Genomic DNA, 25,411 nt, shown 5'->3' with positions numbered 1-25,411 from the left:
TTTTGGTTATTGTTGTAGGTGTGAGATTTAAAAAAGCAGGGAAGATATACTATTTTGACCCAGGGGATTTGCCAATAAAAGTAGGAGATAAAGTTATAGTTGAAACAATAAGAGGGATAGAATTTGGAGAAGTAGTTGTCGGTATAAAAGAGGTGCCAGAAGAAGAAATTGTGGCTCCTTTAAAAAAGGTAATAAGGATTGCGACACCAGAAGATGTAGAACATTATTATGAAAACAAGAAAAAAGAAGCTGAGGCTTTTGAAATATGTCTTCAAAAAATACAGCAGCATGGTTTGGAAATGAATTTAATTGATGTAGAATACACTTTTGATAACACCAAAGTCATATTTTATTTTACTGCAGAAGGAAGAGTAGACTTTAGAGAATTAGTGAAAGATTTAGCGGCTGTTTTTAGGATGAGAATAGAACTGAGGCAAATAGGAGTAAGGGATGAGGCAAAAATCATAGGAGGTTTAGGACCTTGTGGAAGGCCTCTATGTTGTACTACTTTTTTAGGGGAATTTGAGCCTGTTTCTATCAAAATGGCTAAAGAGCAAAATTTATCTTTAAATCCTACCAAAATATCGGGTATTTGCGGGCGATTGATGTGCTGTTTAAAGTATGAACAGGAGATGTATGAGAAAATTAGAGCAGAGCTTCCTAAGGTTGGCAGCATAATAAGAGTTGGAGATAAAGAAATGAAGATTGCAGAAGTAGATGTGATTAGACGAAAACTCAAAGTAAAAATGAAAAATGCAGAAGGAATAGAGATAATAAAAGAATACGATCCTGAAGAAGTGGAGATTATAGAAGAAAGAGAAGAAATTGAAGGAACCTACGAGGAAGAACTATTTGAGGAGGACTTAGAGAAAATAGAGGAATAAATTTCCTCATAATCCTAAAAAGGCTCCAAAAATTCCTGCTATAAAAGAAAAAGTGAGAATTTCTAGATATGTAAGGACTATTATCATTTTTTATTAATAAATCTTCGCTAACATTTCCCTTGGGCTATCCCGTTTTTGTCCATAATTAAAGGGGCATATCTGTTAATTTGTTAGTAACTTTTCAATGTAGATTAAAAAATCCCCTTTTTTATGCTTTAGATTTGTACATAAAAAGGGGACTATGATTTAATTTATTCTCTTAAAAGGGGCATAGTCATACAACGAGGGCCGCCTCTTCCCCTTGAAAGTTCCGACCCTTCTATAGGGATTACCTTTATTCCTTCCTTTTCCATTATTTTATTAGATATTTCATTTCTAGAATAGGTTACAATAACTCCCGGAGCGATAGCTAAGGTGTTTGTACTGTCATTCCATTGTTCTCTCGCAGAAGTTATTGCATTTAATCCGCCAGTTGGTATTATATCTATTGTATAGAGATTTAGCGCACTTTTTAATGCTGTTTGCAAATCTTTTTCTTGATGTATAGAGAAACCTTTTTCTTCTTTTATGATGCTAAATACTCTCAACTCGTTTTTTATTCCTGGATAAAAAACAAATCTGTTTGTGTCAACCATCGTGAAAACTGTATCTAAATGCATATAAGAGCGGTTTATAGGGATTTGCACTACCAATATTCTTTCGACAGAGGAACCTTTTTCAAATAAATTATGGGCTAATTGCTCTATTGCCTGAGGAGTTGTTCTTTCACTACATCCTACTGCAATTACTTTTTCGCTTAATACCAGTACATCTCCGCCCTCTATGGAATGAGGATAGCTATCATCATACCACCAATGAATATTATTTTTTCTAAAAATTTCATGATATTTATAAATGTATTTTAATATTAGAGTCTCTGGCTTTCGCGCTGCTGTTTTCATAGAACTTATCATTAAGCCACCATCTATCATTGCTCCGGGGTCTCTTGTAAAATAAAGGTTTGGTAAGGGCTTTATATAAAAATAGCTGTCTTGGTATATGTATTCTGCTAAACCCATCATAGATTTTTTTATCTTTATTTCATTTAGAGTCAAACCTCCAATTGCTATTTCGGCAACCTCGTTTGAAGATTTTTCTTTAAGGAATTCTTTTAAATAGTTATTGATTTTTGGAGAGGTTACTCCATTTACTTGAAGTAATTCATCAATAAATTTTTCTTTTACATTTTCTTCTTTTAATATTTCTTCTAAGAGATTTTGTAAATACAGCACTTCGACTCTGTTTTGCTGCAATACTTTTACAAAATTGTCGTGTTCTTCCTGGATTCTTCTAACCCAAGGGATATCATCGAAAAGGAGTTCGGATAAATTTTGAGGAGTCAATCTTTCCAATTCTTTCCCTGGCCTGTGCAAAATGGCCATTTTTAATTTATTTATTTCTGAATTTACGCGAGGAGCAGTAACTACTTTTACCAACTTTTCATCCTCCTAATGTTTAAATTCTTTATATAGTATACTGTGCACTACTTCAATTTTCAATACGCTATTTAAAAAAGTTAATAAAAACTTTTGATAATTGTGATAAAATAAATCAAGAATACTATAGAGGTGATAAAATGCTGAGAGATGGGGAAAGATTAGATGAATTAAACTTAAAAGATTTAGTTATAATTCAACACAGGGATAAATTTAAATTTGGGATGGATGCGGTATTGCTTGCTAATTTTGTTACTGCTAAAAAAGGAGATAAAATTGTAGATTTAGGGTGTGGAACTGGCATAATACCTATTTTAATTGCTGCTAAAACTTATGATACATTTATTTATGGTGTTGAGATACAAGAAGATATGGCGGATATGGCTACAAGAAGTGTAGTTATTAATAAAATGGAAGAAAGAATAAAAATAATAAAAGGCGATGTAAGAGGATTAGAAAAGATATTAGGATATGAAAAATTTGATATAGTGACTTCAAATCCTCCCTATATGCCAGTAAAAACAGGATTTGATAAAAAACAAGAGTCAGAAAATATTGCGAGATACGAAATATATGGAGGACTTGAAGACTTTATAAAAGCTGCTTCGAAACTTTTAAAATTTGGAGGAAAATTCTTTATGATTCATAGAACAGAAAGATTAGTTGACATTTTGTATTTTTTAAGAAAATACAATTTAGAACCTAAAAAATTGAGATTTGTGCATCCTTACGTAGATAGTAAACCCAATCTTCTTCTAATAGAATCAAAAAAAGGTTCTCAGCCAGGTTTGAATATATTGGCTCCCCTTTATGTGTATGAAAAAAGTGGGGAGTATACAAAAGAAATTATAGAAATATACTCTAAAGCACAATTAGAGGAGGAATAGAGATGGAGAATTCTGGGGTATTATACTTATGTCCTACTCCTATTGGTAATTTAGAAGATATAACTTTAAGAGTTTTAAAAACTTTAAAAGAAGTTGATATTATAGCTGCGGAAGATACGAGGCAAACTCTTAAACTTTTAAATCATTTTGACATAAAAAAACCTCTTACCAGTTACCATGAACATAACAAAAGGACAAAAGGGGCAAAACTTATAGAGGAACTAAAAAAAGGGAAGTCAATTGCCTTAGTTACAGATGCAGGTACACCTGCAATCTCAGATCCTGGGGAAGACCTTGTGAAACTTTGCATAGAAGAAGGCATAAAAGTTGTGCCATTGCCTGGTCCAACTGCTGCAATTACTGCTTTAGTTGCTTCAGGATTAGATACTTCTTCCTTTGTCTTTGAAGGTTTTTTGCCGACAAAAAATAAAGAAAGAGAAGAAAGGCTAAACCGTATTTCAAAAGAAGAGAGAACCATTATACTTTATGAGGCACCTCATCGTTTAAAAGAAACTCTGCGGGAATTGAAATCTTATGTAGCTGAAAGAAAGATTGTCATAGCAAGAGAACTTACTAAAATTCATGAAGAATTTATAAGAGGTACAATAGATGAGGTTTTAACGAAACTGGGGGATGAAATAAAAGGTGAAATTGTACTAATTATTGAAGGAGCGCAAAAACAACAAGTTGAAGAAAAACCAGAAATATTAATTCAAAAATACCTTGAGGAAGGAATGGATAAAAAAGAGGCGATTAAAAGAGTTGCTAAAGAATTGGGAATACCAAAGAGTCAAGTGTATAAACTTATTATAGGAAAAAAATAAAGAGTTGGGGATAATTACCATTATCAATTGAATTTGATTTTCAATTATTTTGCGTTAATAATATTTGACTATTTTTTAGGAATCAAATATAATGTATATCAATAGGTTAGATTTCAATTGATAATTTGGAGGATGCCATGGATAAACAAAAAGCAGCGTTATTATCTATGATTTCTAATAGCGCATTAATAATTATAAAACTAGTTGCAGGAGTGTTAATGCATTCAATGGTGGTAATTTCTGCAGCTATAGATTCTTCAATAGATTTAATAGCCAGTTTAATTGCTTTTTTTTCTATAAGAGTATCAGTAAAACCAGCAGACGAAGACCATCCTTACGGACACGATAAATATGAGAACATTTCTGGTTTTATAGAGGCTATTTTAATATTCTTTGCTGCTGTACTTATCATATATGAAGCTGTTGGAAGAATAATTGCTGGCACGTATGTAGAGAAATTAGAAATGGGAATTGCAGTCATGTTGTTTGTATCTTTTGTAAAAGGAATTGTTTCATACGTTTTGTTTAAAGTATCTAAAAAAGAAAATTCTATTGCTTTAAAGGCAGATGCAACGAATTTATTGACGGATGTATTTACTTCATTGGGAGTTACTACAGGGCTTGTAATTATAAAAGTCACTAAATTAGACATTTTAGACCCCATTATATCCATTTTTGTTGCGTTGATTATTATAAAAACTTCATTTGATTTGACAAAGGAAGTATTAAAAGATTTGACAGATAGCAGTCTACCTGACGAAGAGGTCAAAGAAATAGAAAACATAATAAAATCCAATCCTGAAGTTACCAGTTTTCATAAACTAAGGACGAGAAAGTCCGGTACTAAGAGAGAAATAGATGTTCACGTGAGAGTAGATAGAAATTATAACATAGTAAAAGCCCATGAATTGTCCCATAAAGTTTCAAAACAAATAACGGATAAATTTCCTGATTCCCATGTGATAATCCATATAGAACCGGAAGGAAAAAAAGAAGAGGATAAATAATAGGAGGACATACCCTCCTATTATTTATCCTGCTATTAGTCTACAGATTTCTTTAACTCTTCAAGGCAATTTTTGCATATATTTTTGCCTTTGTAGTTTATTACATTTTCAGCGTTGCCGCAGAAAATGCAAGCAGGCTCGTACTTTTTGAGAACTATTTGTTCCCCATCAACATAGATTTCAAGAGCGTCTCTCTCTGCTATGTTGAGTGTCCTCCTGAGCTCGATTGGTATTACTACCCTTCCCAATTCGTCTACTTTTCTTACAATACCTGTGGATTTCAACATTTTTCTCCCCTCCTGAGTTACAAAATTCGACAACTAAACTTCACTTATAATAATACCAAGTTTTGAAAAATAAGTCAACACCTTTTTTGGAATTTTTTAAGGTTAATAACATAAATTTTATTACATAAGAAGAAAAGCATAAAAATGAAGTTTTTTTGATAATTTGGGAGGGCTATATTATGATAAATTACATATGGTTTTTTATGATAGCGATAGGAGTTTTAGTAGGAATAATAAATGGCAGAATGGCAGAAGTATCCAAAGCTATAATTGATTCAGCACAGACTGCTGTTACTATTTCGATAGGTTTAGTTGGTGTAATGGCTTTGTGGCTTGGGATAATGAAAATTGCAGATAAGTCAGGTCTTACAGATATTATCGCAAAATTGCTAAAACCTATAATCATAAGGCTTTTTCCTGATGTTCCTAAAGACCATCCAGCTATTTCAGCGATAATAATGAATATATCAGCTAATATGTTGGGATTAGGCAATGCAGCAACACCTTTTGGAATTAAGGCTATGGAATACCTTCAAGTGCTTAACAAAAAAGACAGTGCGTCAAATGCAATGTGCCGTTTTTTAGTGATAAATACAGCTTCAATACAGTTTATACCTGCAGTAATGGTTGGAATAAGGGCTTCCTTAGGATCACGAAATCCTGCAGATTTTGTGATTGTCAGTATACTTTCAACTAGTACTGCCATTGTGGTTGGCCTTATTTTGAATAAATATCTTGAAAAAATGCCTATATTTAAGGAGTGAAAATAATGATAAAAATTATATCTGAATGGATTATCCCCATCTTTGTTTTTGTTATTCCTTTTTATGGAATTATAAAAAATGTCAAAGTGTACGAATTGTTTGTCGATGGGGCAAAAGAAGGGATTTCTGTAGTTGTAAAAATATTTCCAGCTCTTGTAGCGATGCTTGTGGCAATAGGCGTATTAAGAGCGTCAGGCGCCCTTGACTTGTTAGGGAAATTTTTAATGCCCTTTACAAATAAAATAGGCATGCCACAGGAACTTGTGCCTCTTGCTTTAATAAGGCCCCTTTCGGGAAGCGGTGCTCTTGGGATAGCAACTGAAATTATGAAAACTCATGGTGTCGATTCTCTAATTGGAAAAATGGCTTCTGCTATGTATGGATCTACTGAGACCACTTTTTATGTTCTTGCTGTTTACTATGGGGCAGTGGGAATAAAAAAGATGAGACATTCTGTTATTTCTGGAATTTTTGCAGATATTGTTGCAATACTTTCGTGTGTATTTTATAGCAGATTATTTTTTTAATACTTGTATACTTTTTCACTTTTGTTATACTATATAGTGTAATGTTGTTTTGCCTTTTAAAAGGAAAGGAATGATTTTTTGTGGCAACAATACCAAAATTAATAAGAAAATTAGGAAAAGAAGCATATAATTTGTATATTGTTGGGGGATACATAAGGGACAGGATTTTAAATAGAGAAGCTAAAGATTATGATTTTGTAGTTCAGGAAGATGCAGAGAAAATCGCCAAATTGGTGGCAGAAAAATTAGGGGGTACTTTTGTGCCTTTTATGGCGGAAAAAGGCACATATAGGGTTGTGGTAGGAGATGAAATATTGGATTTTACTAATTTAAGGGGTGAAGACATATACATAGATTTAGCTCATAGAGACTTTACAATGAATGCTATGGCTATAAAACTGACGGATTATTTTGAATTTGAATATATTATTGACCCTTTTGGTGGCATGACGGACATAAAAAACAGGAAAATAAAGCATGTTGGAATGATGACTTTTAAAGAAGACCCTTTGAGGGCTTTGAGAGCTGTAAGATTTGCTGTAACTTACAAATTTGATATTGATGAGAGTACAAAGGCTAAAATAAGAGAAGAAGCAGAGCTTATAAAACAAGTAGCGCCAGAGAGAATAATGAATGAAATTTTTATAATATTAAAAGAAAAGAATTCTCACAAATATTTAAGAATGATGGAAGATTTAAAACTTATGGAAAATATATTTGAAGAAGTTGCTAAAATGAAAGAAGTAGGAAAGTGCTATTATCACCTTACGAATGCTTGGATACATTCACTAAAAACTGTAGAAGAATACGAAAATATCATAAATTCTATGAGATTTCCCAAAGACGTATATGATATAGTTTCGGAGTATTTAGATAGAAAGCTTTCTTCTGACAACAAAGTAAAGGACATAATAAAACTTGGAGCTCTTTTTCACGATATAGGCAAACCAGAATCCATATACATTGATACTGAAAATAGAGTACATTTTTACAACCACGAGACAAAAGGAGCAGAAATCGTAAAAAAGATAGCATCAAGGATGAAAATGCCCAAAAAAGAGTCTTCTTTGCTAAAGAAGCTTGTTCTTTATCATATGAAGCCTTTGATGTACTATGTAAATGGCGGACCAACGAATAAGTCTCTTTTTAGATTTTTTTCCGAACTTAAGGATGATTCAATAGCGATTTTACTTTTATCTCAGGCTGATTTTACTGCTACAAGGCTTAATTTAGGCAAAGAGGAAGAAATACCTAGGTATACAGATTTTATTACCAGACTTTTAAAAAGGTATGTAGAATTTAAAGAAACAGAAAAACCATTACTTTCACCGCTGGATATAATAATAAATTTTGATGTAAAGGATGGGAAAAAATTAGGACAGATTTTATATGAAATAAGGAAAAATAGATTTTACGGAGAAATTCAAGATAAAAACGATGCGATTGAGTTTGTAAAAGAAAGAATGAAAATAGAGAAAGTATAAAAGAAAAAGTAGTTGACAATACTTTTTATAAAGGGTATATTAAAGAATAAATAGATATTGTAAAAGGCAATGAAGGAAAGAGTAAAAAGCTTGAACTTTTACAGAGAGTCGGGCGAGGTGCGAACCGATAAAGTTTGGGCTTTTGAAGATGGCTCCGGAGCCGTACTGCCGAAGGCTAGTAGGTTTTACCGGGAACTCCCGTTATAGAGTAAGAGTGTGTTAGCACTCTGTGAGGCATGCGTCGTGAGGTGTATGCGAAGAAGGGTGGTACCGCGACAATCTCGCCCCTTATGTGGAGGCGAGTTTTTTATTTACAAAAAAAGAGGAGGATGGATATGAAAAAGACTTTTTACATTACGACACCTATCTATTATCCCAGTGATAAATTACATATTGGTCATTCATATACTACTGTTGCTGCAGATGCGATGGCAAGATTTAAAAGGCTTACCGGATACGATGTCAAGTTTTTGACTGGTACTGATGAACATGGGCAAAAAATTCAAAGAATAGCCAGAGAAAAAGGGATGTCTCCTAAAGAATATGTAGATGGGATAGTTGAATGGATAAAAGATTTATGGAAGATAATGGATATAAGTTATGACCAATTTATTCGCACAACTGATAAATATCATGAGGAAATAGTACAAAAAATATTCACGAAATTATATGAAAAAGGAGATATATACAAGAGCAAATATGAAGGATGGTACTGTACTCCTTGTGAATCTTTCTGGACTGAGAGCCAGCTTGTAGATGGGAAATGCCCAGACTGTGGTAGACAAGTAGAAAGGGTAAAAGAAGAAGGGTATTTCTTTAGATTGTCTAAATATGGGGATAGGCTGTTACAATATTACGATGAACATCCTGATTTTATACAGCCAGAGTCAAGACGCAATGAGATGATAAACTTTATAAAATCAGGTTTGGAGGATTTATTTGTTTCAAGGAGTTCGTTTGACTGGGGTATAAAGGTACCTTTTGACCCAAAACATGTGATTTATGTTTGGATAGATGCTTTGTCAAATTACATAACTGCCTTAGGATATTCTACAGACCATGACGACGATTTTAAAAAATACTGGCCAGCAGATGTTCATTTGGTTGGAAAAGAGATAATGAGGTTCCACACAATAATATGGCCAGCAATGCTTATGGCTCTTGACTTGCCTCTTCCTAAAAAAGTGTTTGGACACGGTTGGCTTATACTGGAAGGAGGCAAGATGTCAAAATCTAAAGGTAATGTAGTAGACCCTAAAGAGTTAGTTAGTAAATATGGTGTAGATGCTGTAAGATATTTTCTTTTGAGAGAAGTTCCTTTTGGGGCGGATGGAGTGTTTTCTAACGAAGCTTTGATAAATAGAATAAATTCAGACCTTGCTAATGACCTTGGAAACTTGCTGAGTAGGACTGTTACAATGATTGAAAAATACTTTGATGGCATTCTGCCAAAACCTTCACAAAAAGAAGAGGTAGATGATGACCTTATAAATACTGCACAGAATCTGCCGAAAACCGTTGAAGAGTATATGGATAAACTTCAGTTTTCCAACGCTTTAATTGAAATATGGAAATTAGTAAGACGAGCTAATAAGTACATTGATGAAACAATGCCTTGGGTTTTAGCGAAAGATGAAAGCAAAAAGGAAAGATTAGGTACTGTTTTGTATAATTTGGCGGAAGCTTTGAGATTTATTGCAATACTTATATCTCCTTTTATGCCCAATACCCCTAAAAAAATTTTTGAACAGTTAGGAATAGAAGAGAATCTGACCACTTGGGAAAGCTTGAAATTTAGCTTGTTAAAGGTAGGCACAAGAGTAAAAAGGGGAGAAATTATATTCCCAAGGATAGATGTAAACAAAGAATTGGTTGCTATAGAAGAAAAAGCAGAAAAGGAAGAGAAAAAGATAGATTATATCACTATTGAAGACTTTGCAAAAATTCAGCTGAGAGTAGCTGAAATTTTAGAAGCGGAAAGAGTAGAGGGTTCTGACAAGCTTATAAAGATGAAGCTTAAAGTGGGAGAGGAGACGAGGCAAATTGTAGGAGGAATTGCTCGTTATTACACTCCTGAAGAGCTTATAGGAAAGAAAATAATTATTGTATATAATCTGGAGCCAAAGAAACTAAAGGGTATTGAATCTCAAGGAATGCTTTTGGCAGCATCTACCGAAGGAAAAATGTCTCTTCTTACGGTAGACAGGGATATAGAAAGTGGGGCAAAGATAAGCTAAGGAGTGATAAAATTGTTGGTAGATTCTCACGCTCATCTTGAAGATGAAAAATACGATAAAGATAGAGAAGAAGTTATTGAAGAATGCAAAAAAGATCTCACATTTTTAATAAATGTGGGGTCTAATATCTTAACTTCTAAACAGTCTATTAAGCTAGCTCACAACTATGACTTTATATACGCTTCTGTTGGAATTCATCCTCATGATGCACAAAAGGAATTTGACAAAGTGGAAGAAATAGAGAGGTTGGCTTTGCAGGAAAAGGTTGTAGCAATAGGAGAAATAGGTTTAGATTATTATTACAATGACCCTCCTAAAGAGTTTCAAAAAGAGGTCTTCATAAAGCAAATAAGGCTTGCAAAAAAGCTTAATCTTCCAATAATAATACACGATAGGGATGCTCATGGAGATATACTAGATATATTAAAACAAGAATGGACGAAAGATTTAAGAGGGGTTTTTCATAGTTATTCAGGAAGTGTTGAAATGGCTTTTCAAGCAATTGAAATGAACTTTTACATTTCTTTAGGGGGACCTGTGACATTTAAAAATGCAAAAAAGCCAAAAGAAGTAGTAAAAGCTGTTCCCATCGAAAAACTTTTAATTGAAACAGATAGCCCTTATCTTACTCCTGAGCCTTATAGAGGGAAAAGGAATACACCGGTGTATGTGAAATTTGTAGCAGAAAAAATTGCAGAATTAAGAGAGATGTCTTATGAGGAGGTTTGTAGGATTACTGCTGAAAATGCCATAAAACTTTTTGACATCCTTCCCAAATAAAAATATTAAAAAACAACTTCCTGTTTTTAGGGGAGGTATCAAAAGTCAAAAAAATGCGTATAATATCATTAAGTTTAATTTCACCATAAATGAAAAATTGTGTATAAAAGTTTGACAAATCAAATTAATTGGATTAAAATTACTTACGACTCCCCTAAATTAAATTTTTAACAGGAGGTTATGGGATGGATACAGACGATTTTAGAAAGCGACTTGGTGAAATATTTAAAAAACCAGTTGCTCTTCTAACATTGGCTGCCGTATTCCTATTGATTGTCGGAGTTGGAACATACGCAAGCTTAAAAAAGGAAATAACCCTTCAGGATGAAGATAAAAAAATAGTTGTTACAACATTTAAATCAACAGTTAAAGATTTGTTAGAAGAGAAAGGAATTAAACTAAAAAAAGAAGATGTAGTAACGCCTTCTTTAGACACTTCTTTAAAAAATGGCATGAAGGTGACTATCAAAAGAGCAGTTCCTATCACTATCTGTGTGGGTGGAAAAGCAAAAGATATTTACACTGCTGCATCTAATGTAAAAGAAGTACTTCAACAAAATAGTATAACTTTAGGACCACAAGACAAAGTAAATATGAGTTTAGATACGCCTGTTTTTAAGTACATGTACATCGATGTTACAAAAGTAACAGAAAAAATTGTTACTCAAGAAGTAGATATACCATATCAAACAGAGACAGTAAAGAATGACAATATGGAAAGAGGGCAAGTAAGAGTAGTTCAACAAGGAGAAGTTGGGAAAAAACAAATTGTGATGAAAGTTACTTATGAAAACGGCAAAGAGGTAGCAAAAAATATAATAGAAGAAAAGATAATAAAAAATCCAATTAACCAAATTGTGCATGTGGGAACATTAGGAATTTTTACTACTTCAAGAGGGGAGACTTTTAGGTATAGAGAAGTTAGAACTATGGTAGCTACAGCTTATGACAGTAGTGAAGGAAGCACTGGTAAAAAACCTGGTGATCCAGATTATGGAATAACAGCTACTGGTATAAAAGCTACAAGGGGAGTAATAGCTGTAGACCCCAGAGTTATACCTTTGGGAACGAAGTTGTACGTAGAAGGGTATGGCTTTGGAATTGCTGCAGATACAGGTGGAGCTATAAAAGGTAATAAAATTGATGTCTATTTTCCAACCCGTGAAGAAGTAATGAGATGGGGAAGAAGATACGTTAAAGTTTATATTTTAAAGTAGACAGGGTTTCCCTGTCTTATTTTTTGAGGTGGAGCTATGAAAGTAAAAGGGGTTAATGTAAAGAAAAAATGGGGACAAAATTTCATATTTGACAAAAATATTTTAGCAAAAATTGTGATTGCTTCGGGAGTTGCTCCTGAAGATTTTGTATTAGAAATTGGAACAGGATTAGGGACTTTGACAGAAGAACTAGCTAAAAGGGTTAAAAAGGTAGTTTCTTTTGAAATTGACAGAGAACTTTATGAAGCAACAAAAGAAAAACTTAACATTTATAACAATGTGATTATCATGAATGAGGATATAATGAAAGCAGATTTAAATAGAATAGCTAATGAATATTTTGAAGGGAAGCCTTTTAAAGTGGTTGCTAATCTTCCCTATTACATAACTTCTCCTATAATAATGATGCTTTTAGAGTGTAAATTTGTAAAAGAAATAACTGTGCTAGTGCAAAAAGAAGTTGCTGAAAGAATTTGTGCTCTGCCGGGTACTAAGGACTATGGGATACTTACAGTTTTTATAAATTTTAAAGCAAAGCCTAAGATACTTTTTAATCTTCCACCAAGTGTTTTTGTTCCTCCACCTAAGGTAGATTCTTCTCTGGTTAAATTAGAGATACTTGATAAACCTTTAGTTGAGGTAAAAGATGAAGCGTTATTTTCTAACGTGGTAAAAGCTGCTTTTGGACAAAGGAGAAAAGTCTTGTCCAATGCTTTAAAAACTTTAGGGCTTCCAAAAGAAATTATAGATAAAGCTTTTACTCTTTCAAATTTATCCCATCAAAGGAGAGGAGAAACTCTTAGCATAGAGGAGTTTACTGCTTTGGCAAATGTTATTTATGATTTGACAAAGCAGTAATAATAATCCCCCTCTTTTCATAATATATATTGCAAAGTTATATTTAAGATAAATGAGGGGGAAGAATAAATGCCAATAAATATATATAAAAGGTTTTATATTGTCTTTAATCAAGAAGACAAGGGATGTTCTATTGAAGGAAAAGAAGTGACAGGCTATTTAAAAGTGGAGTTTAGAGGAAGCAGAGGAAGAATAACAGCGGCTTTGCAAAATCTTAATCCCATGTATTCCTATAATGTGAAATTGCTAAAAGGCGAGGGAGAAGTTACTGTTGTGGATTTTGGAGCAATAAAAGTAGATGATAAAGGACGTGGTGGAGGAGAATGGACGTTCAATGTAGAGGATGTAAAAGATTCGGGAATTAGTTGGGAGGAATTTTCTGTAGCATTTATAGAAGCCTATGATGGAATAAAAACTTTAATACCTTTAGCATCTGTTATAAATAAAAAAACTACAAACTGGAAGGCTGCTTATAAAAAATATCTATCAAAGGCAAAAGAAGAAGAAACACCAGCAGAGAAGAGTGATAAGAATGATAGAGAAATTAATCAAGAAGAAACTGAAACTGCGATACTCCAAGACTATGAAAGTGCGGAAAATGAAACTGAAAAAGATGCAACTTCACAAAATATTTTGGAAGATCAATCTGAAACTCCTGCATCTGAAGAAACTTCTGATGCATTGACAGATTCTTCTTATACACAACAACCTGAAACTTCTTTTAAGTTTGAGGAAGAAGTAGAGGAAGGATATATAAAATATTTAAGAGAGTATGTTAACAATATAGTGAGTTTTTTAGAAGAAGTAGAGCCCTTTGAAAAAAATTTTGAAGGTTATAGATGGTGGAAAGTTAAAACGGGTTATAGGGAGGGAGGTTTTGACCATTATCTTGTGGGATTTGTAAATAATGAAAAGGGTGAATTAAAATATATTGTATATGGAATGCCAGGATTTTTTACTCTTGCAGACCAGCCTTTTGGTGGTATGACAGGGTTTGTAGTTTGGAAGCCAGTTAAAGAAAATTTAAGAGGCGCGAGGGATGAGGGATATTGGATTTTGCATATTGATGCAAAGACAGGACAAATTGCTGTGCCTATAGAACCAACTCCACCGCCTTTGATATAAAAATAAAAGCGTAGTCTCTATGCTTTTATTTTTATACTATTATACTATGAATTCTTTTAAATCTTCTTCTAATTTTTTCAAGCTTTCTTCATCAGTTGTGTGAGGTATTACTGTAAGGACATTTTCTAAATTAAGGCTAAAAAGGCCCATTATTGATTTTGCGTCTATTACATAACGACCAGAAGTCACGTCTATGTCAAAAGGATATTTTGAAGTTTTTTCTACAAAATTTTTGACACTTTCAATTGTAGTTAATTTTACTTTTATTTCTTTCACGGATAATTCCCCCTTTTATGGATTTAACTTTATCGTATATGATTTGTGGACTTTTATCAATTAGCTTTTTTCACAAAAATTTTATGCTTATTTTAGTAATTGTTTTCAAAAGTAAAATCCCTCCAATGAGGGATTTTACTTAACATCTGAGGCTAAATCAATATCAACAGAAACATTTATATTTTTATCTGTTTTAACACTTATTTGTGTAATTTTACCATCATAAGTAAAATTTTTTATGTCATATGGATAAGTGATAGCTTGTGTCACAATTGCATCAGGAGAAGGATCTATATATTTTACTTCAACTTCTAATATGGCATCCTTTGATGTCTTTATTATTTGGGCCTTTTGTATAATTACGATATATCCGCCTGTTCGCGTCATACCGCGGGTTGCAATTATATAATATACTCCATTTTCGTCTATTAGTTTTACCGTAGGCTTGCTTTTAATAGATTCAACAATTGACATTATTTTTTGAGAAGGATTTGTAACCTTTTTTAATTCTATTTGAATCACTTCCTTTTCACTTTTATTATTTAGAATCTCAATTTTTGTTATGCTATTTTTAGAATTCAATGTTAATTTAACTAACTGGCCGGTTTGCAAACATTCTTTTCCAATATTTTCGCTTTCGAGATATACAGGTACATTTTTTAGTAAATTATATTTTTTTAACTTGTTATCAATTTCTACGGTTATAGTGTTGTTATTTACCATAAAAATAGTAGCAATAATTTTTTTATCATTAAAATTAAAAGAAAATTCTTTGTTAGACTGTAAGTTTTTTAAAGAAGATATTTTGGAACAGGCTGCGGTAAACAATAGTATAACAAAAAGAATTATTAATATATCAATTTTTTTGAATATAGCATTTTACCTCCTTTTCTTTTTAATTTTGATTTTCATTATGCCCATCTTTTATTTCTTTATCAGCATTCTTAGAGTTACAATAAGGGGATTCTACTTTTGTTGTTGATTCTTTTTTAGAAGAATTTTCAGATTCATCTTCTTTTTGTTGGTTGAAATCGCTGAAATTATCAGAATTCTCACCTTTAATTTTTTCATTGTTGCTTTTGTTTTTTATTTCAGATGAGTTACTACTTTTATTTTTATTATCATAATTTTTTTCATCTTCTTTATTAGGAGGATTGAAATTTTTCATTTCTATTTCTTTTTCTTTTATTTTTTTAGTATAAGCTTGTTGTAATTCTTTAAAAGATTCTGAATTGTTTAATTTATCTTTCGGTATCTCTATTCCTTCTTCTTTGGCTTTTTGCCATATAATAAGTCTTCCAGGAGAGACTTTTTCTTTTTTAGCTTCCTCTCTTTGAGTTTCATTGGATTTTAAAGTTTCTATTTGAACATTAGTATTTATCTTTTTAATATTATTAATAGCTTTTTGTATTTGTTCATTTATAATTGGTGAATTTTTAATAGGAACAGTAGTAATTATTACTGCATCATCTTCTTTTAAAAACCCTAATTTTTGCGATTCTTCAACTGTTTGATTTATAAACGTTGTAATGTCAAGGCCTTTATAAGAGAGATTTTTTAAGATTTTTTTTCCATCTTCATTTATAGGATTGGCACTTATTATTTTTCCATTTTTGTCTATTAAAACTTCAATGCTTGGATTTATATCTATATACACATAAGCGTAAACTTCTGCTGATTTAAAATTGATAATAGTAAATATTAATGCGAGAAGAATAGAAGCAGCTATTAAAATTTTAGCAATAGGCTTAAAAGCTACAAAATTTTCGTTAAGTTCGATAGTTTCACCTATATCTACATTTTGCAAATTTTTCAAGCACTTAAATTCTCCTTTTTCAGTCATTACATAAGTTTTATTTTTTTCTTTTTGAACTACAACAGCCTTCATATTTTTGCCACCTCACTTTCTGGGCTTATGTATTGTTTTAGAAGAGGTAAGTCTTCAGAAATAATTATTACTAACGCTATTATGTATTTTCTATGTTTTTCTATAGTCTTGCGGCTTACTTTTAAAATACTTATTAAATCTTTTATAGGAAGATTCTTTCTGTTTTTTAAATATTCTAGTAATTTCTCGTTTTTACAAATTGTATAAGCAATTTTTGTAGCTATTTTTCTGGTGTCTGAGTGTTTGGGGGATTGCTTAACTAAATCATCTAAAGTTATATTGTAAAGACTTAGCAAGTTTACAAAAGAAATCATTTCTAATTTTCTATTTTCTGCCTCATAATCAGTGCCTTTTTCTACATATAGTTCTAAAGGAATAGTATTTTGCTGATTTTGCCGTAAAAAATCTATAAGTCGCCTTTTAATGAGCAAACTTGAAAAGCTTAAGAAGGGACCTTTTGTGTTATCAAAACTGTCTATAGCTTCGTTAAAAGCTATAAGGCCTATGCTTAATTCGTCGCTATTTCTTTCATCTATATATCTATTTGTAAATAAAGACAATTGTTTTATGACAAAGGGGGTATATTCTTGAATTAATTTTTCTCTTTCGGAGGGATCTTTTTTGGCTGCGTATACTCTGTCGTTTATATCCAACTTAACCACCCCACTATATTATTCGCATCGACAAAATTTTTTGCGGGTATTCTATTAATAATGATTATATATTATAATATAAATGTCAACAAAAAAATACCAACAGGAGGTATAGAATTGGTTACAAAAGAACAAGTGTTAAACGCTCTAAGAAAGGTATATGACCCAGAAATAGGAAGAAGTATAGTTGACCTCGATATGGTGAAAAATATTCATATAGAAGGGGATAAAGTTACAATTGACATAAACCTTACTGTGAAAGGTTGCCCTCTTCAAGATACTATTAAAAAAGATGCTATAAAGGAAGTATCCAAACTTGAAGGAGTTTCAGAAGTAATAGTAAATTTAGGTAGCATGACAGAAGAAGAACGACAAAATTTGGCAAGAAAGCTTAGCGGTGGCAGGAAACCTATATTTGAAAATACGAGAGTAATAGTAGTAGGTAGTGGAAAAGGTGGAGTAGGTAAATCAACTGTTGCAGTTAATTTAGCTGTAGCTCTTGCTAGATTAGGCTTTAAAGTAGGGCTTTTGGATGCGGATGTGTTGGGATTTAGTGTTCCAAGGCTTTTGGGTATTGTGGATGAAAGACCTTATGCATTGGATGAGCACACTATTTTGCCATTAGAAAGATTCGGGATAAAAGTGATTTCGATGGGTAATTTTGCTGACGAAGATACGCCTTTAATATGGAGAGGTCCACTTTTGTCAGGAGTGCTTGATCAGTTTTTCAATGATGTGTATTGGGGAGAATTAGATTATTTAGTATTGGATTTACCACCAGGGACAGGAGATATACCTCTTACAGTGATGCAAAAATTGCCTGAGTCAAAATTTGTGCTTGTGACAACTCCACAAGCTTCAGCATCTCACGTAGCTGGAAGAATTGGCTATATGGCTAAAAAAGTTAATTTAGAAATTATAGGTATTGTGGAAAACATGTCATATTTTGAATGCCCTAACTGTCACCAAAGGTATAATATTTTTGGTGAAGGGGAAACAGAAAAATTAGCGCAAGATTTAGGAACAGAAATACTTGTAAAGATTCCAATAACGGTTAAAGTCAGAGAATTAAGCGATGTAGGTATACCACCTGCTCTTGATGATGGACCTGAGGGATTACCGTACATTGAGCTGGCAGAAAAAGTTGTGGAGAAAGTAAGGCCTATCAAATAAAAAAGCCTCTTTGTGAGGCTTTTTTATTTTGCAAGTTCGTCTTCAGGAATTGTATCAGTTAAATTTTCAACATATTTTGAGAGGTTTTGTATAACTTCTTCATAAGGCAAACTTTTCTCAAGACGTATAAATTTTAGCCCTTTTTGTTTTGCCTTTCCATAAGAAAGACTGCAAAAAGCTTCAGGCACAGTTATTACTACATCGGTTTTTTTGTCAAGGAGAAAATCTACAATAGCACTTCTTCTTCCTTCTTTTAGAAAGTATCCCGGATTATCGTACTTTTCAGTATTTTCTTTTTGTGTATCAAAAATAATTATATATGGCCCGTCGGGAAGTTTTTCAATATAGCCTTCCGCTGTTATTGTAGCAGCTATTCTCATACAAATTTGCCTCCTTATTTTTTACGTATCTTCTATAATTAATTATACTCCTTCTGAATGGCAAAACAAAATTTTTAATATTGTACTCGATATATATTATATGATATAATACAGTATATCATAAACAAGGAGTGAGAGTTTTGCTCAAGGGAATAAAATGGCAGATTGTTTTGATAACTTTTGTAGTAGTTTTTGGATTTTTATTTGCCGGCTTTCAATTGTATCAAAATAAAATTTTGCCCGATAAGATTTCAAAAGATGTAAGTACAGTTAAATTTGTCAAAATGGTAACAATTTCAACTGATACCAATGGGTATATTATGAAAGTTAGATTAGGAGAAGTAGAAAATTTAATGGAAACTTATAAAGAAATAGAAAACAAAGTAAATAAATACCCTGTTAAAATAAATATTTTACTTATTGACAATTCTAATGAGAAGTTAAATAATGTTTATTATAACTCTCAGTTTTCAATTTACGAAGGTATACAAAAAGGCGATTATATGAAGATGTATGATACAATAAGAGAGATTTCAAGTAAAAATAGTGTAAGATCTTATGTATATATTGATAAGCAAAACATTTATTTAGATTTAAGAGATGGGTCTCATTATTTATATAAAATAATACCGCGTGAGATTTACAAGGGGGAAAGCTAGATGGTCAAAGAAATCTTATTAGGAGTAGTTATTGCTTTTGCGATATTTGCAGCTTTACTAGGTATAAATGTTACTCCTTTACTCTTTTTAGCAGGTGTTTTTTTGCTTCTTAATTATATTATAGAAAATAAAGGGTTAATACCAGGAAGCAAAAATATTATAAAGCCCGAGTCAGAAATATCCTTTGAGGACATCGGAGGACAAAAAACTGCTATTTCGGAGCTAAAAGAGGCACTAGATTTTGTAATAAATAAAGAGAAATTATCTAAAATGGGTATACGACCTATCAAGGGCATATTACTGACAGGACCTCCTGGAACTGGTAAAACTTTATTAGCTAAAGCAGCTGCAAAATATACAAATTCGAGTTTTATAGCGACTTCAGGTAGTGAATTTATAGAAATGTATGCAGGAGTAGGTGCACAAAGAGTTAGAAATCTTTTTGAAACAGCAAGAAATCTTGCTAGAAAAGAGAACAAAAATAGTGCAATAATATTCATAGACGAAATTGACATATTAGGTGCTAAAAGAGGTACTAATGAAAGTCATCACGAGTATGATCAAACCCTCAATCAACTGCTGGTGGAAATGGATGGGATTAAAAGTGATGGAGAAATAAATATTTTAGTAATTGCTGCAACAAACAGACCAGATTTATTAGATCCAGCTCTTTTGCGTCCTGGCAGGTTTGACAGACAAGTTGTAGTGGACTTGCCTGATAAAAGTGGAAGACTGCAAATTCTCAAAATTCACACTAAAAACAAGCCTTTAGGTGAAGATGTCAATCTTGAGGCTATAGCTGAAAATACCTTTGGATTTTCAGGAGCACATTTGGAGAGCCTTTGCAACGAAGCGGCAATTCTTGCGATGAGAGACAATTCCGATGTTATTTTGCAAAAGCATTTTGTAGAAGCGGTGGATAAGGTTATACTGGGAGAAAAAAGTGACAAAAAACCGGCAGAAGAAGAAATATTTAGAGTTTCTGTACACGAAGCAGGGCATGCTATAATAAGTGAAATAGTAAATCCAGGCTCTGTTGCAACAGTCACTATTGTTCCAAGAGGAAAAGCTCTTGGGTTTGTAAGACAGTTTGATAAAGAGGATACCCTTATTTATACTAAAGAACAATTAGAGAAGGACATAATGGTAGCTCTTGGGGGAACGGTAGCAGAACTTTTGGTTTTAGGTAATAGAAGTACAGGCTCTGTCAATGATTTTGAACAAGCAGTTCATATTGCAAAAAAAATGGTATATACTGGTTTGTCTGGTTTGGGTATAGTCAGTAGAGAAGATGTTCCTAAAGAGAAAGTCAATGAGGAAGTAAATAAAATCATTAAAGAGGAGGAAGAAAAAGTTCAAAAAATGTTGGAGGAAAAACTTGAACATTTAGAAGAAATCGCAAATATTTTAAGGAAAGAAGAGACTATATCAGGGGAGAAGTTAAGGGAGCTCATAAGTGCAGTGAAGCTCTGAGCCGATTTAAAATTGTTGGTTCTTTGTCAAAAGTTGGGGTGGGTATTTTTCTGAATACCTGCCTTTTATTTTTAAACTGAAATATATAATTGTCGTTTCTATTATGTCCTCAAAAATTATATCTTCAGCTTTTAGAAATTTTGTGATATAATTGGTATGCACTTCTGATGCCTCCTTTTAATAAATTTTGTTTTAACCAATTTTATTATAGCAGGCATTCAGAATAAGTACGTTATTTTTTATGGGGGATTTTTACCCTCTAACATTTTTATTTATAGAACCTGATTTTATAAAATTTATTTTCTTGTTATATTAAATAAAATATTATAAAATATTTTCTAGAGCCAAATAATACTCAACATTTTTTCATTTTTAATATATGAATATTATTCATATATTAGCTACACAAAAGGATAATAAAAAAGAGGTGAAAAAAGAATGAAGTTAGAAAATCTCACTTTTAAGGGTGGGGTAAATGTACCACATCATAAGGATTTAACTGAGGGGCTTCCTATAGAAAGAGCAAAGGAACCGGATGTAGTTTATATTCCATTGCATCAACATGTTGGAGCACCTTGTGAACCTTTAGTGAAAGTAGGAGATACTGTAAAAGTAGGTCAAAAAATTGGGCAATCGGATGCATTTGTATCTGCTCCAGTGCATTCATCTGTATCAGGTATAGTTAAAGATATTACGTTTATGTTTATACCTACTGGTCAAAAGGTTAAATGTGTAGTTATAGAATCGGATGGAAAGAATGAGTTAGACGAGTCTGTAAAAGCAAAAGGAAAGCTGGAGGACTTATCTCCTAAAGAAATTATTGAGATAATTAAAGAGGCTGGTATAACAGGTATGGGAGGAGCTGGATTCCCAACTCATGTTAAATTATCGCCTCCTTCTGACAAAAAAATCGATACTATTCTTGTAAATGGAGCAGAGTGTGAACCTTATTTAACAACAGACCATAGATTGATGGTTGAATATCCTGAAAAGATAGTATTTGGTTTAAAAGCAATTATGAAAGCAGTAGGAGTAGAAAGAGGAATTATTGGAGTAGAAAAAAACAAACCTGATGCCATATTGGCTTTAAGAGAAGCAAGCAAAGATGAGAAAAACATTCAAATAGCAACTTTAAAAGTTAAATATCCTCAAGGGGATGAGAAAAGATTAATTAATGCTATATTAGGACGAATTGTACCATCTGGCGGATTGCCAATGGACGTAGGAGTTATAGTAGTCAATGCCGCTACTACTAAAGCGGTGGCTGATGCGATATTAGAAGGTAAACCTTTATATGAAAGAGTAACTACGATTACAGGCCATGGAATTAAACAACCAAAAAATCTCCTTGTTAAAATAGGAACGCCTCTTAAAGATTTGATAGAACAGTGTGGGGGATTTACTGAAGACTCACCAGGCAAGATTATCAGTGGTGGGCCTATGATGGGAATAGCTCAGCATTCTCTAGATGTACCGATTATAAAGGGAACTGGTGGAATATTGATATTGACAAAAAAGGAAGCAAGACCAGAACAAGTACAACCATGTATTAAATGTGGTAAATGTGTTGAAGTATGTCCTGTAAACTTACTACCATTGTATATAAGTAGTTATTCTCTCAAGAAAAACTTTGATAAGGCAGAAGAATACAATGCTCTTGATTGTGTTGAATGTGGATCATGTTCTTATATATGTCCTGCTAAAAGACCTTTGGCAGAATCTATAAGACTAGCAAAAAGAGAAATAATTGCTAAAAAGAAATCAAAATAGATAGGAGGATATAAAATGGCATCTAAAGTGCAAGAAGTCGTTTTAGAGAATAAGTTGTTAGTTTCTTCATCTCCTCATATAAGATCTAATGAATCGGTACAGAGGATAATGTTAGATGTGGTAATAGCTCTTACACCGGCTATTATAGGAAGTGTATACTTGTTTGGTTTAAATGCTTTAAAATTGATATTAATTTCAGTAGCCTCATCTGTTTTATTCGAAGCACTAATTCAGAAATTATTTAAAAAACCTATTACTATAACAGATTTTTCTGCTGCAATAACCGGTATATTAATCGCGTTTAATTTACCAGCCAGTGCCCCGTGGTGGCTACCAGTAATAGGCTCTGCTTTTGCAATAATAGTAGTAAAACAACTTTTTGGTGGTTTAGGTGCGAATTTTATGAATCCAGCATTAGCAGCGAGAGCAATGTTGATGACTTCATGGCCAGTTCACATGACAAACTATACTGGCACTAGACCGGACGTAGTCACATCAGCTACACCATTATCCATAATGAAGTACGGTACAGGAGCTGAACTTCCAACATTGAGGGATATGTTTATAGGTAATATTCCTGGAGTTATTGGAGAAACTTCTGCATTATTGCTGTTAATAGGTGCTGTTTATTTGATAATAAGGAAAGTTATAGATTGGAAAATACCAGTATTTTACATAGGGACAACCTTTATTATGTTATTATTATTAGGAGTTGAACCTAAATTATTACCATATCATATATTAGGCGGTGGATTAATACTTGGTGCTTTTTATATGGCTACAGATTATTCTTCCTCGCCAGTAACTCCTTTAGGTAGAATTATATTTGCAGTTGGAGCAGGTATATTAACAGCAATAATTAGAGTTAAAGGAGCTTATCCAGAAGGAGTATCTTATTCAATACTATTGATGAATGTTGCGACTCCATTAATTGAGAAATTTACTAAACCTAATGTATTTGGGAAGGTGAAATAGATGAAGGAAATAACAAAAATAGGTTTAATTTTACTTTTGATAACTGCTGTTGCTGGAGTAATATTAGGAGTTTCGAATGCAGTTACTTCAGAAAAGATAGCAGAAATAGAAAAAATTGCTAATAATGCAGCAAAACAAGAGGTATTACAAGAAGCAAAAAATTTTGTTGCATTAGATGAAAAGCGATTAAAAGAGGTTGCCGGTTCTAATCAAAATGTATTAGAAATTAGTGAGGGTTATGATGCAAATTCATCTCTTGTTGGATATGTATTTAAAATTACTTCTAATGGTTATGGTGGAGAAATTCAATTCATGGTTGGTATATCTAAAAAAGGATATATTACAGGTATCAAAATCTTGAATCACAGAGAAACTCCAGGACTTGGAGCAAATGCAACTAAGAGCTTCTTCACTGATTCTTTTAAAGGTAAATCTGTAGCTGGCAAGTTAGTCGTTGTTAAGCATCCTCCTAAAGCTGATAATGAGATACAAGCTCTTACTGGTGCAACTATAACGTCTAATGCAATAGTCAGCGGTGTAAATATGGTTCGGGAAATATATAATTCAAAATTGGCTAATTAGTTAAATCGTGGAGGTGTAAAGAATGAAGTTATCCAAAGTTTTTTATAATGGTCTAGTCAAGGAGAACCCCATATTTGTCCAGGCACTAGGTATGTGTTCAGTTTTAGCTGTAACTACTTCAGCAATTAACGGTTTGGCTATGGGATTAGCTGTAACGGCTGTATTAGTTGGATCAAATTTAGTTGTTTCCTTATTAAGAAAAGTTATACCAGATAAAATTCGTATTCCAGCTTTTATTGTAGTTATTGCAACTTTTGTTACTGTTGTGGAAATGTTTATGAAGGCTTATACTCCTGATCTGTACAACGCACTGGGAATTTTTATTCCTTTAATAGTTGTTAACTGTATAATTTTAGGTAGAGCAGAAGCTTTTGCTTCCAAAAATAGTTTGTTGCCCTCCATAGTGGATGGTCTAGGTATGGGAGCAGGATACACTTTAGCAGTATTAATATTAGGAAGCATAAGAGAAATATTAGGTTCAGGTAGTTTGTTTGGAATACAGTTGTTTGGAGCAAGTTTTGAACCAGCACTAATTTTTATAATGCCACCAGGAGCGTTTATTGTACTTGGGATATTAATTGGGATTTTTAATTATGTTAGAAAGAGAAAAGAAGCTTCTGAGACTGGTGTAAGGGAGGAAGTTTTAGATGAATATATTTATAATATTGATTAATACGATATTTGTCAACAATTATGTTTTTGCCCGTTTTTTAGGGATATGTCCCTTCTTAGGTGTATCTAATAAAACAGAAACAGCTACTGGAATGGGTATGGCTGTAACTTTTGTAATTACACTATCGTCAGTTATAACTTATATAATACATCATGCTATATTAGTTCCACTAAATTTAGAATATTTGCAAACTATAGTTTTTATACTTGTTATAGCTTCTTTAGTACAATTTGTTGAAATATTTCTTAAAAAAACTAGTCCAAATCTATATAGTGCATTAGGTATATATCTTCCATTGATAACTACTAACTGCATAGTACTAGGAGTAGCTATATTGAATATTCAAGAAGGCTATACATTATTTGAAACGATTTTTAATGCCCTAGGAGCATCTATTGGTTTTGCTATTGCATTGTTGCTTATGGCTGGAATAAGAGAGAAGCTTGAAATAATAGATGTTCCAAAGGCTTTAGAAGGTGTTCCAATAACATTAATAACTGCAGGTCTTATATCCATAGCGTTTTTAGGATTTAATGGGCTTGTTTAGGAGGTA

Annotated in this window: 28 protein-coding genes and 1 other annotated feature; of the genes, 20 read left to right on the top strand and 8 right to left on the bottom strand. The window is 32.6% G+C overall.

Going from position 1 to position 25,411, the window contains the following annotated elements; translation table 11 throughout:
* The first annotated feature begins 2 nt into the window (after positions 1-2).
* Entirely contained in the window at positions 3-884 is an 882-nt protein-coding gene (locus tag THEBR_RS10855) for a PSP1 domain-containing protein (RefSeq protein WP_003867352.1), read from the top strand.
* Positions 885-1,135: 251 nt separating this feature from the next.
* Here THEBR_RS10855 and arcA read toward each other — a convergent pair whose 3' ends face one another.
* Positions 1,136-2,359, bottom strand: coding sequence for an arginine deiminase (gene arcA / locus THEBR_RS10850; protein ID WP_003867351.1), 1,224 nt, complete (start codon positions 2,357-2,359; stop codon positions 1,136-1,138).
* A gap of 140 nt (positions 2,360-2,499) precedes the next feature.
* Between arcA and THEBR_RS10845 the strand changes: the two genes are divergently transcribed.
* The 3 genes from THEBR_RS10845 to THEBR_RS10835 all read left to right on the top strand — a co-directional run bounded on the left by THEBR_RS10845 (position 2,500) and on the right by THEBR_RS10835 (position 5,077).
* The gene (locus THEBR_RS10845; protein ID WP_003867350.1) at positions 2,500-3,246 is read left to right on the top strand and encodes a tRNA1(Val) (adenine(37)-N6)-methyltransferase; all 747 of its coding nucleotides are present in this window, start codon (positions 2,500-2,502) and stop codon (positions 3,244-3,246) included.
* A 2-nt stretch (positions 3,247-3,248) separates the two neighbouring features.
* A complete protein-coding gene (rsmI, locus tag THEBR_RS10840) occupies positions 3,249-4,070 on the top strand; it encodes a 16S rRNA (cytidine(1402)-2'-O)-methyltransferase (RefSeq protein ID WP_009052000.1) in 822 nt (273 codons plus the stop codon).
* Between the two features lie 137 nt (positions 4,071-4,207).
* Positions 4,208-5,077: a cation diffusion facilitator family transporter gene (locus tag THEBR_RS10835; protein WP_012269771.1), complete on the top strand. Its 870-nt coding sequence runs from the start codon at positions 4,208-4,210 to the stop codon at positions 5,075-5,077.
* 35 nt (positions 5,078-5,112) lie between these two features.
* On the opposite strand, the gene THEBR_RS10830 is transcribed toward THEBR_RS10835, so the two are convergent.
* Positions 5,113-5,364, bottom strand: a complete 252-nt coding sequence (locus THEBR_RS10830) for an AbrB/MazE/SpoVT family DNA-binding domain-containing protein (RefSeq protein WP_003867347.1) — start codon at positions 5,362-5,364, stop codon at positions 5,113-5,115.
* 179 nt (positions 5,365-5,543) lie between these two features.
* On the opposite strand from THEBR_RS10830, the gene THEBR_RS10825 reads away from it, so the two are divergent.
* From THEBR_RS10825 to THEBR_RS10790, 8 genes are all read left to right on the top strand, one after another.
* Positions 5,544-6,128 (top strand): nucleoside recognition domain-containing protein, encoded by a 585-nt coding sequence (locus THEBR_RS10825; protein WP_012269770.1) that lies wholly within the window; start codon positions 5,544-5,546, stop codon positions 6,126-6,128.
* Positions 6,129-6,133: 5 nt separating this feature from the next.
* On the top strand, positions 6,134-6,655 hold the full coding sequence (locus tag THEBR_RS10820; RefSeq protein WP_003867345.1) for a spore maturation protein: 522 nt from the start codon (positions 6,134-6,136) through the stop codon (positions 6,653-6,655).
* A gap of 80 nt (positions 6,656-6,735) precedes the next feature.
* Entirely contained in the window at positions 6,736-8,139 is a 1,404-nt protein-coding gene (locus tag THEBR_RS10815) for a CCA tRNA nucleotidyltransferase (RefSeq protein WP_003867344.1), read from the top strand.
* A 60-nt stretch (positions 8,140-8,199) separates the two neighbouring features.
* Positions 8,200-8,431 (top strand) — a binding site (T-box leader).
* Entirely contained in the window at positions 8,430-10,376 is a 1,947-nt protein-coding gene (gene metG / locus THEBR_RS10810; RefSeq protein WP_083758531.1) for a methionine--tRNA ligase, read from the top strand. (Overlaps the previous feature by 2 nt.)
* Positions 10,377-10,388: 12 nt before the next feature.
* Positions 10,389-11,156, top strand: coding sequence for a TatD family hydrolase (locus THEBR_RS10805; protein WP_003867342.1), 768 nt, complete (start codon positions 10,389-10,391; stop codon positions 11,154-11,156).
* 185 nt (positions 11,157-11,341) lie between these two features.
* Positions 11,342-12,373, top strand: coding sequence for a ubiquitin-like domain-containing protein (locus THEBR_RS10800; protein WP_009051997.1), 1,032 nt, complete (start codon positions 11,342-11,344; stop codon positions 12,371-12,373).
* A 36-nt stretch (positions 12,374-12,409) separates the two neighbouring features.
* Entirely contained in the window at positions 12,410-13,231 is an 822-nt protein-coding gene (gene rsmA / locus THEBR_RS10795; protein ID WP_003867340.1) for a 16S rRNA (adenine(1518)-N(6)/adenine(1519)-N(6))-dimethyltransferase RsmA, read from the top strand.
* Positions 13,232-13,300: 69 nt separating this feature from the next.
* Entirely contained in the window at positions 13,301-14,356 is a 1,056-nt protein-coding gene (locus THEBR_RS10790) for a hypothetical protein (RefSeq protein WP_003867339.1), read from the top strand.
* Positions 14,357-14,395: 39 nt separating this feature from the next.
* Here THEBR_RS10790 and THEBR_RS10785 read toward each other — a convergent pair whose 3' ends face one another.
* From THEBR_RS10785 to sigI, 4 genes are all read right to left on the bottom strand, one after another.
* A complete protein-coding gene (locus tag THEBR_RS10785) occupies positions 14,396-14,632 on the bottom strand; it encodes an HPr family phosphocarrier protein (protein WP_003867338.1) in 237 nt (78 codons plus the stop codon).
* A 135-nt stretch (positions 14,633-14,767) separates the two neighbouring features.
* Positions 14,768-15,355, bottom strand: coding sequence for a protease complex subunit PrcB family protein (locus THEBR_RS10780; RefSeq protein ID WP_003867337.1), 588 nt, complete (start codon positions 15,353-15,355; stop codon positions 14,768-14,770).
* A gap of 172 nt (positions 15,356-15,527) precedes the next feature.
* The gene (locus THEBR_RS10775) at positions 15,528-16,520 is read right to left on the bottom strand and encodes an anti-sigma factor domain-containing protein (RefSeq protein ID WP_012269768.1); all 993 of its coding nucleotides are present in this window, start codon (positions 16,518-16,520) and stop codon (positions 15,528-15,530) included.
* On the bottom strand, positions 16,517-17,173 hold the full coding sequence (gene sigI / locus THEBR_RS10770) for an RNA polymerase sigma factor SigI (protein ID WP_003867335.1): 657 nt from the start codon (positions 17,171-17,173) through the stop codon (positions 16,517-16,519). The genes THEBR_RS10775 and sigI overlap by 4 nt, the downstream gene beginning before the upstream one ends.
* A gap of 60 nt (positions 17,174-17,233) precedes the next feature.
* Here sigI and THEBR_RS10765 point away from each other — a divergent pair, with 60 nt between their 5' ends.
* Entirely contained in the window at positions 17,234-18,346 is a 1,113-nt protein-coding gene (locus tag THEBR_RS10765) for an Mrp/NBP35 family ATP-binding protein (protein WP_003867334.1), read from the top strand.
* Positions 18,347-18,369: 23 nt separating this feature from the next.
* On the opposite strand, the gene THEBR_RS10760 is transcribed toward THEBR_RS10765, so the two are convergent.
* Complete coding sequence (locus tag THEBR_RS10760) at positions 18,370-18,726, bottom strand: NifB/NifX family molybdenum-iron cluster-binding protein (RefSeq protein ID WP_003867333.1); 357 nt, start codon at positions 18,724-18,726, stop codon at positions 18,370-18,372.
* Between the two features lie 140 nt (positions 18,727-18,866).
* Here THEBR_RS10760 and THEBR_RS10755 point away from each other — a divergent pair, with 140 nt between their 5' ends.
* Complete coding sequence (locus tag THEBR_RS10755) at positions 18,867-19,385, top strand: hypothetical protein (RefSeq protein ID WP_009051990.1); 519 nt, start codon at positions 18,867-18,869, stop codon at positions 19,383-19,385.
* Entirely contained in the window at positions 19,386-20,858 is a 1,473-nt protein-coding gene (locus THEBR_RS10750) for an AAA family ATPase (protein WP_003867331.1), read from the top strand.
* 6 nt (positions 20,859-20,864) lie between these two features.
* Here THEBR_RS10750 and THEBR_RS12275 read toward each other — a convergent pair whose 3' ends face one another.
* Positions 20,865-21,020, bottom strand: a complete 156-nt coding sequence (locus THEBR_RS12275) for a hypothetical protein (protein WP_013570857.1) — start codon at positions 21,018-21,020, stop codon at positions 20,865-20,867.
* A gap of 276 nt (positions 21,021-21,296) precedes the next feature.
* Between THEBR_RS12275 and rsxC the strand changes: the two genes are divergently transcribed.
* Genes rsxC through rsxA form a run of 5 tightly spaced genes read left to right on the top strand, consistent with a single transcriptional unit; the run spans position 21,297 to position 25,405 of the window.
* On the top strand, positions 21,297-22,628 hold the full coding sequence (gene rsxC / locus THEBR_RS10745; protein WP_003867329.1) for an electron transport complex subunit RsxC: 1,332 nt from the start codon (positions 21,297-21,299) through the stop codon (positions 22,626-22,628).
* A gap of 15 nt (positions 22,629-22,643) precedes the next feature.
* Positions 22,644-23,603 (top strand): RnfABCDGE type electron transport complex subunit D, encoded by a 960-nt coding sequence (locus tag THEBR_RS10740; protein WP_012269767.1) that lies wholly within the window; start codon positions 22,644-22,646, stop codon positions 23,601-23,603.
* Entirely contained in the window at positions 23,604-24,185 is a 582-nt protein-coding gene (locus tag THEBR_RS10735; RefSeq protein WP_003867327.1) for an RnfABCDGE type electron transport complex subunit G, read from the top strand. It abuts the gene before it with no gap.
* Between the two features lie 22 nt (positions 24,186-24,207).
* Positions 24,208-24,858: an electron transport complex subunit RsxE gene (rsxE, locus tag THEBR_RS10730; protein WP_003867326.1), complete on the top strand. Its 651-nt coding sequence runs from the start codon at positions 24,208-24,210 to the stop codon at positions 24,856-24,858.
* The gene (gene rsxA, locus THEBR_RS10725; protein WP_003867325.1) at positions 24,833-25,405 is read left to right on the top strand and encodes an electron transport complex subunit RsxA; all 573 of its coding nucleotides are present in this window, start codon (positions 24,833-24,835) and stop codon (positions 25,403-25,405) included. The genes rsxE and rsxA overlap by 26 nt, the downstream gene beginning before the upstream one ends.
* Positions 25,406-25,411: the final 6 nt, after the last annotated feature.

It is taken from the genome of Thermoanaerobacter brockii subsp. finnii Ako-1, from assembly GCF_000175295.2.
GTDB lineage: Bacteria > Bacillota > Thermoanaerobacteria > Thermoanaerobacterales > Thermoanaerobacteraceae > Thermoanaerobacter > Thermoanaerobacter pseudethanolicus.
Note: the sequence above shows the minus strand (reverse complement) of the source record. Positions and strands in the feature narration are given on the sequence as shown.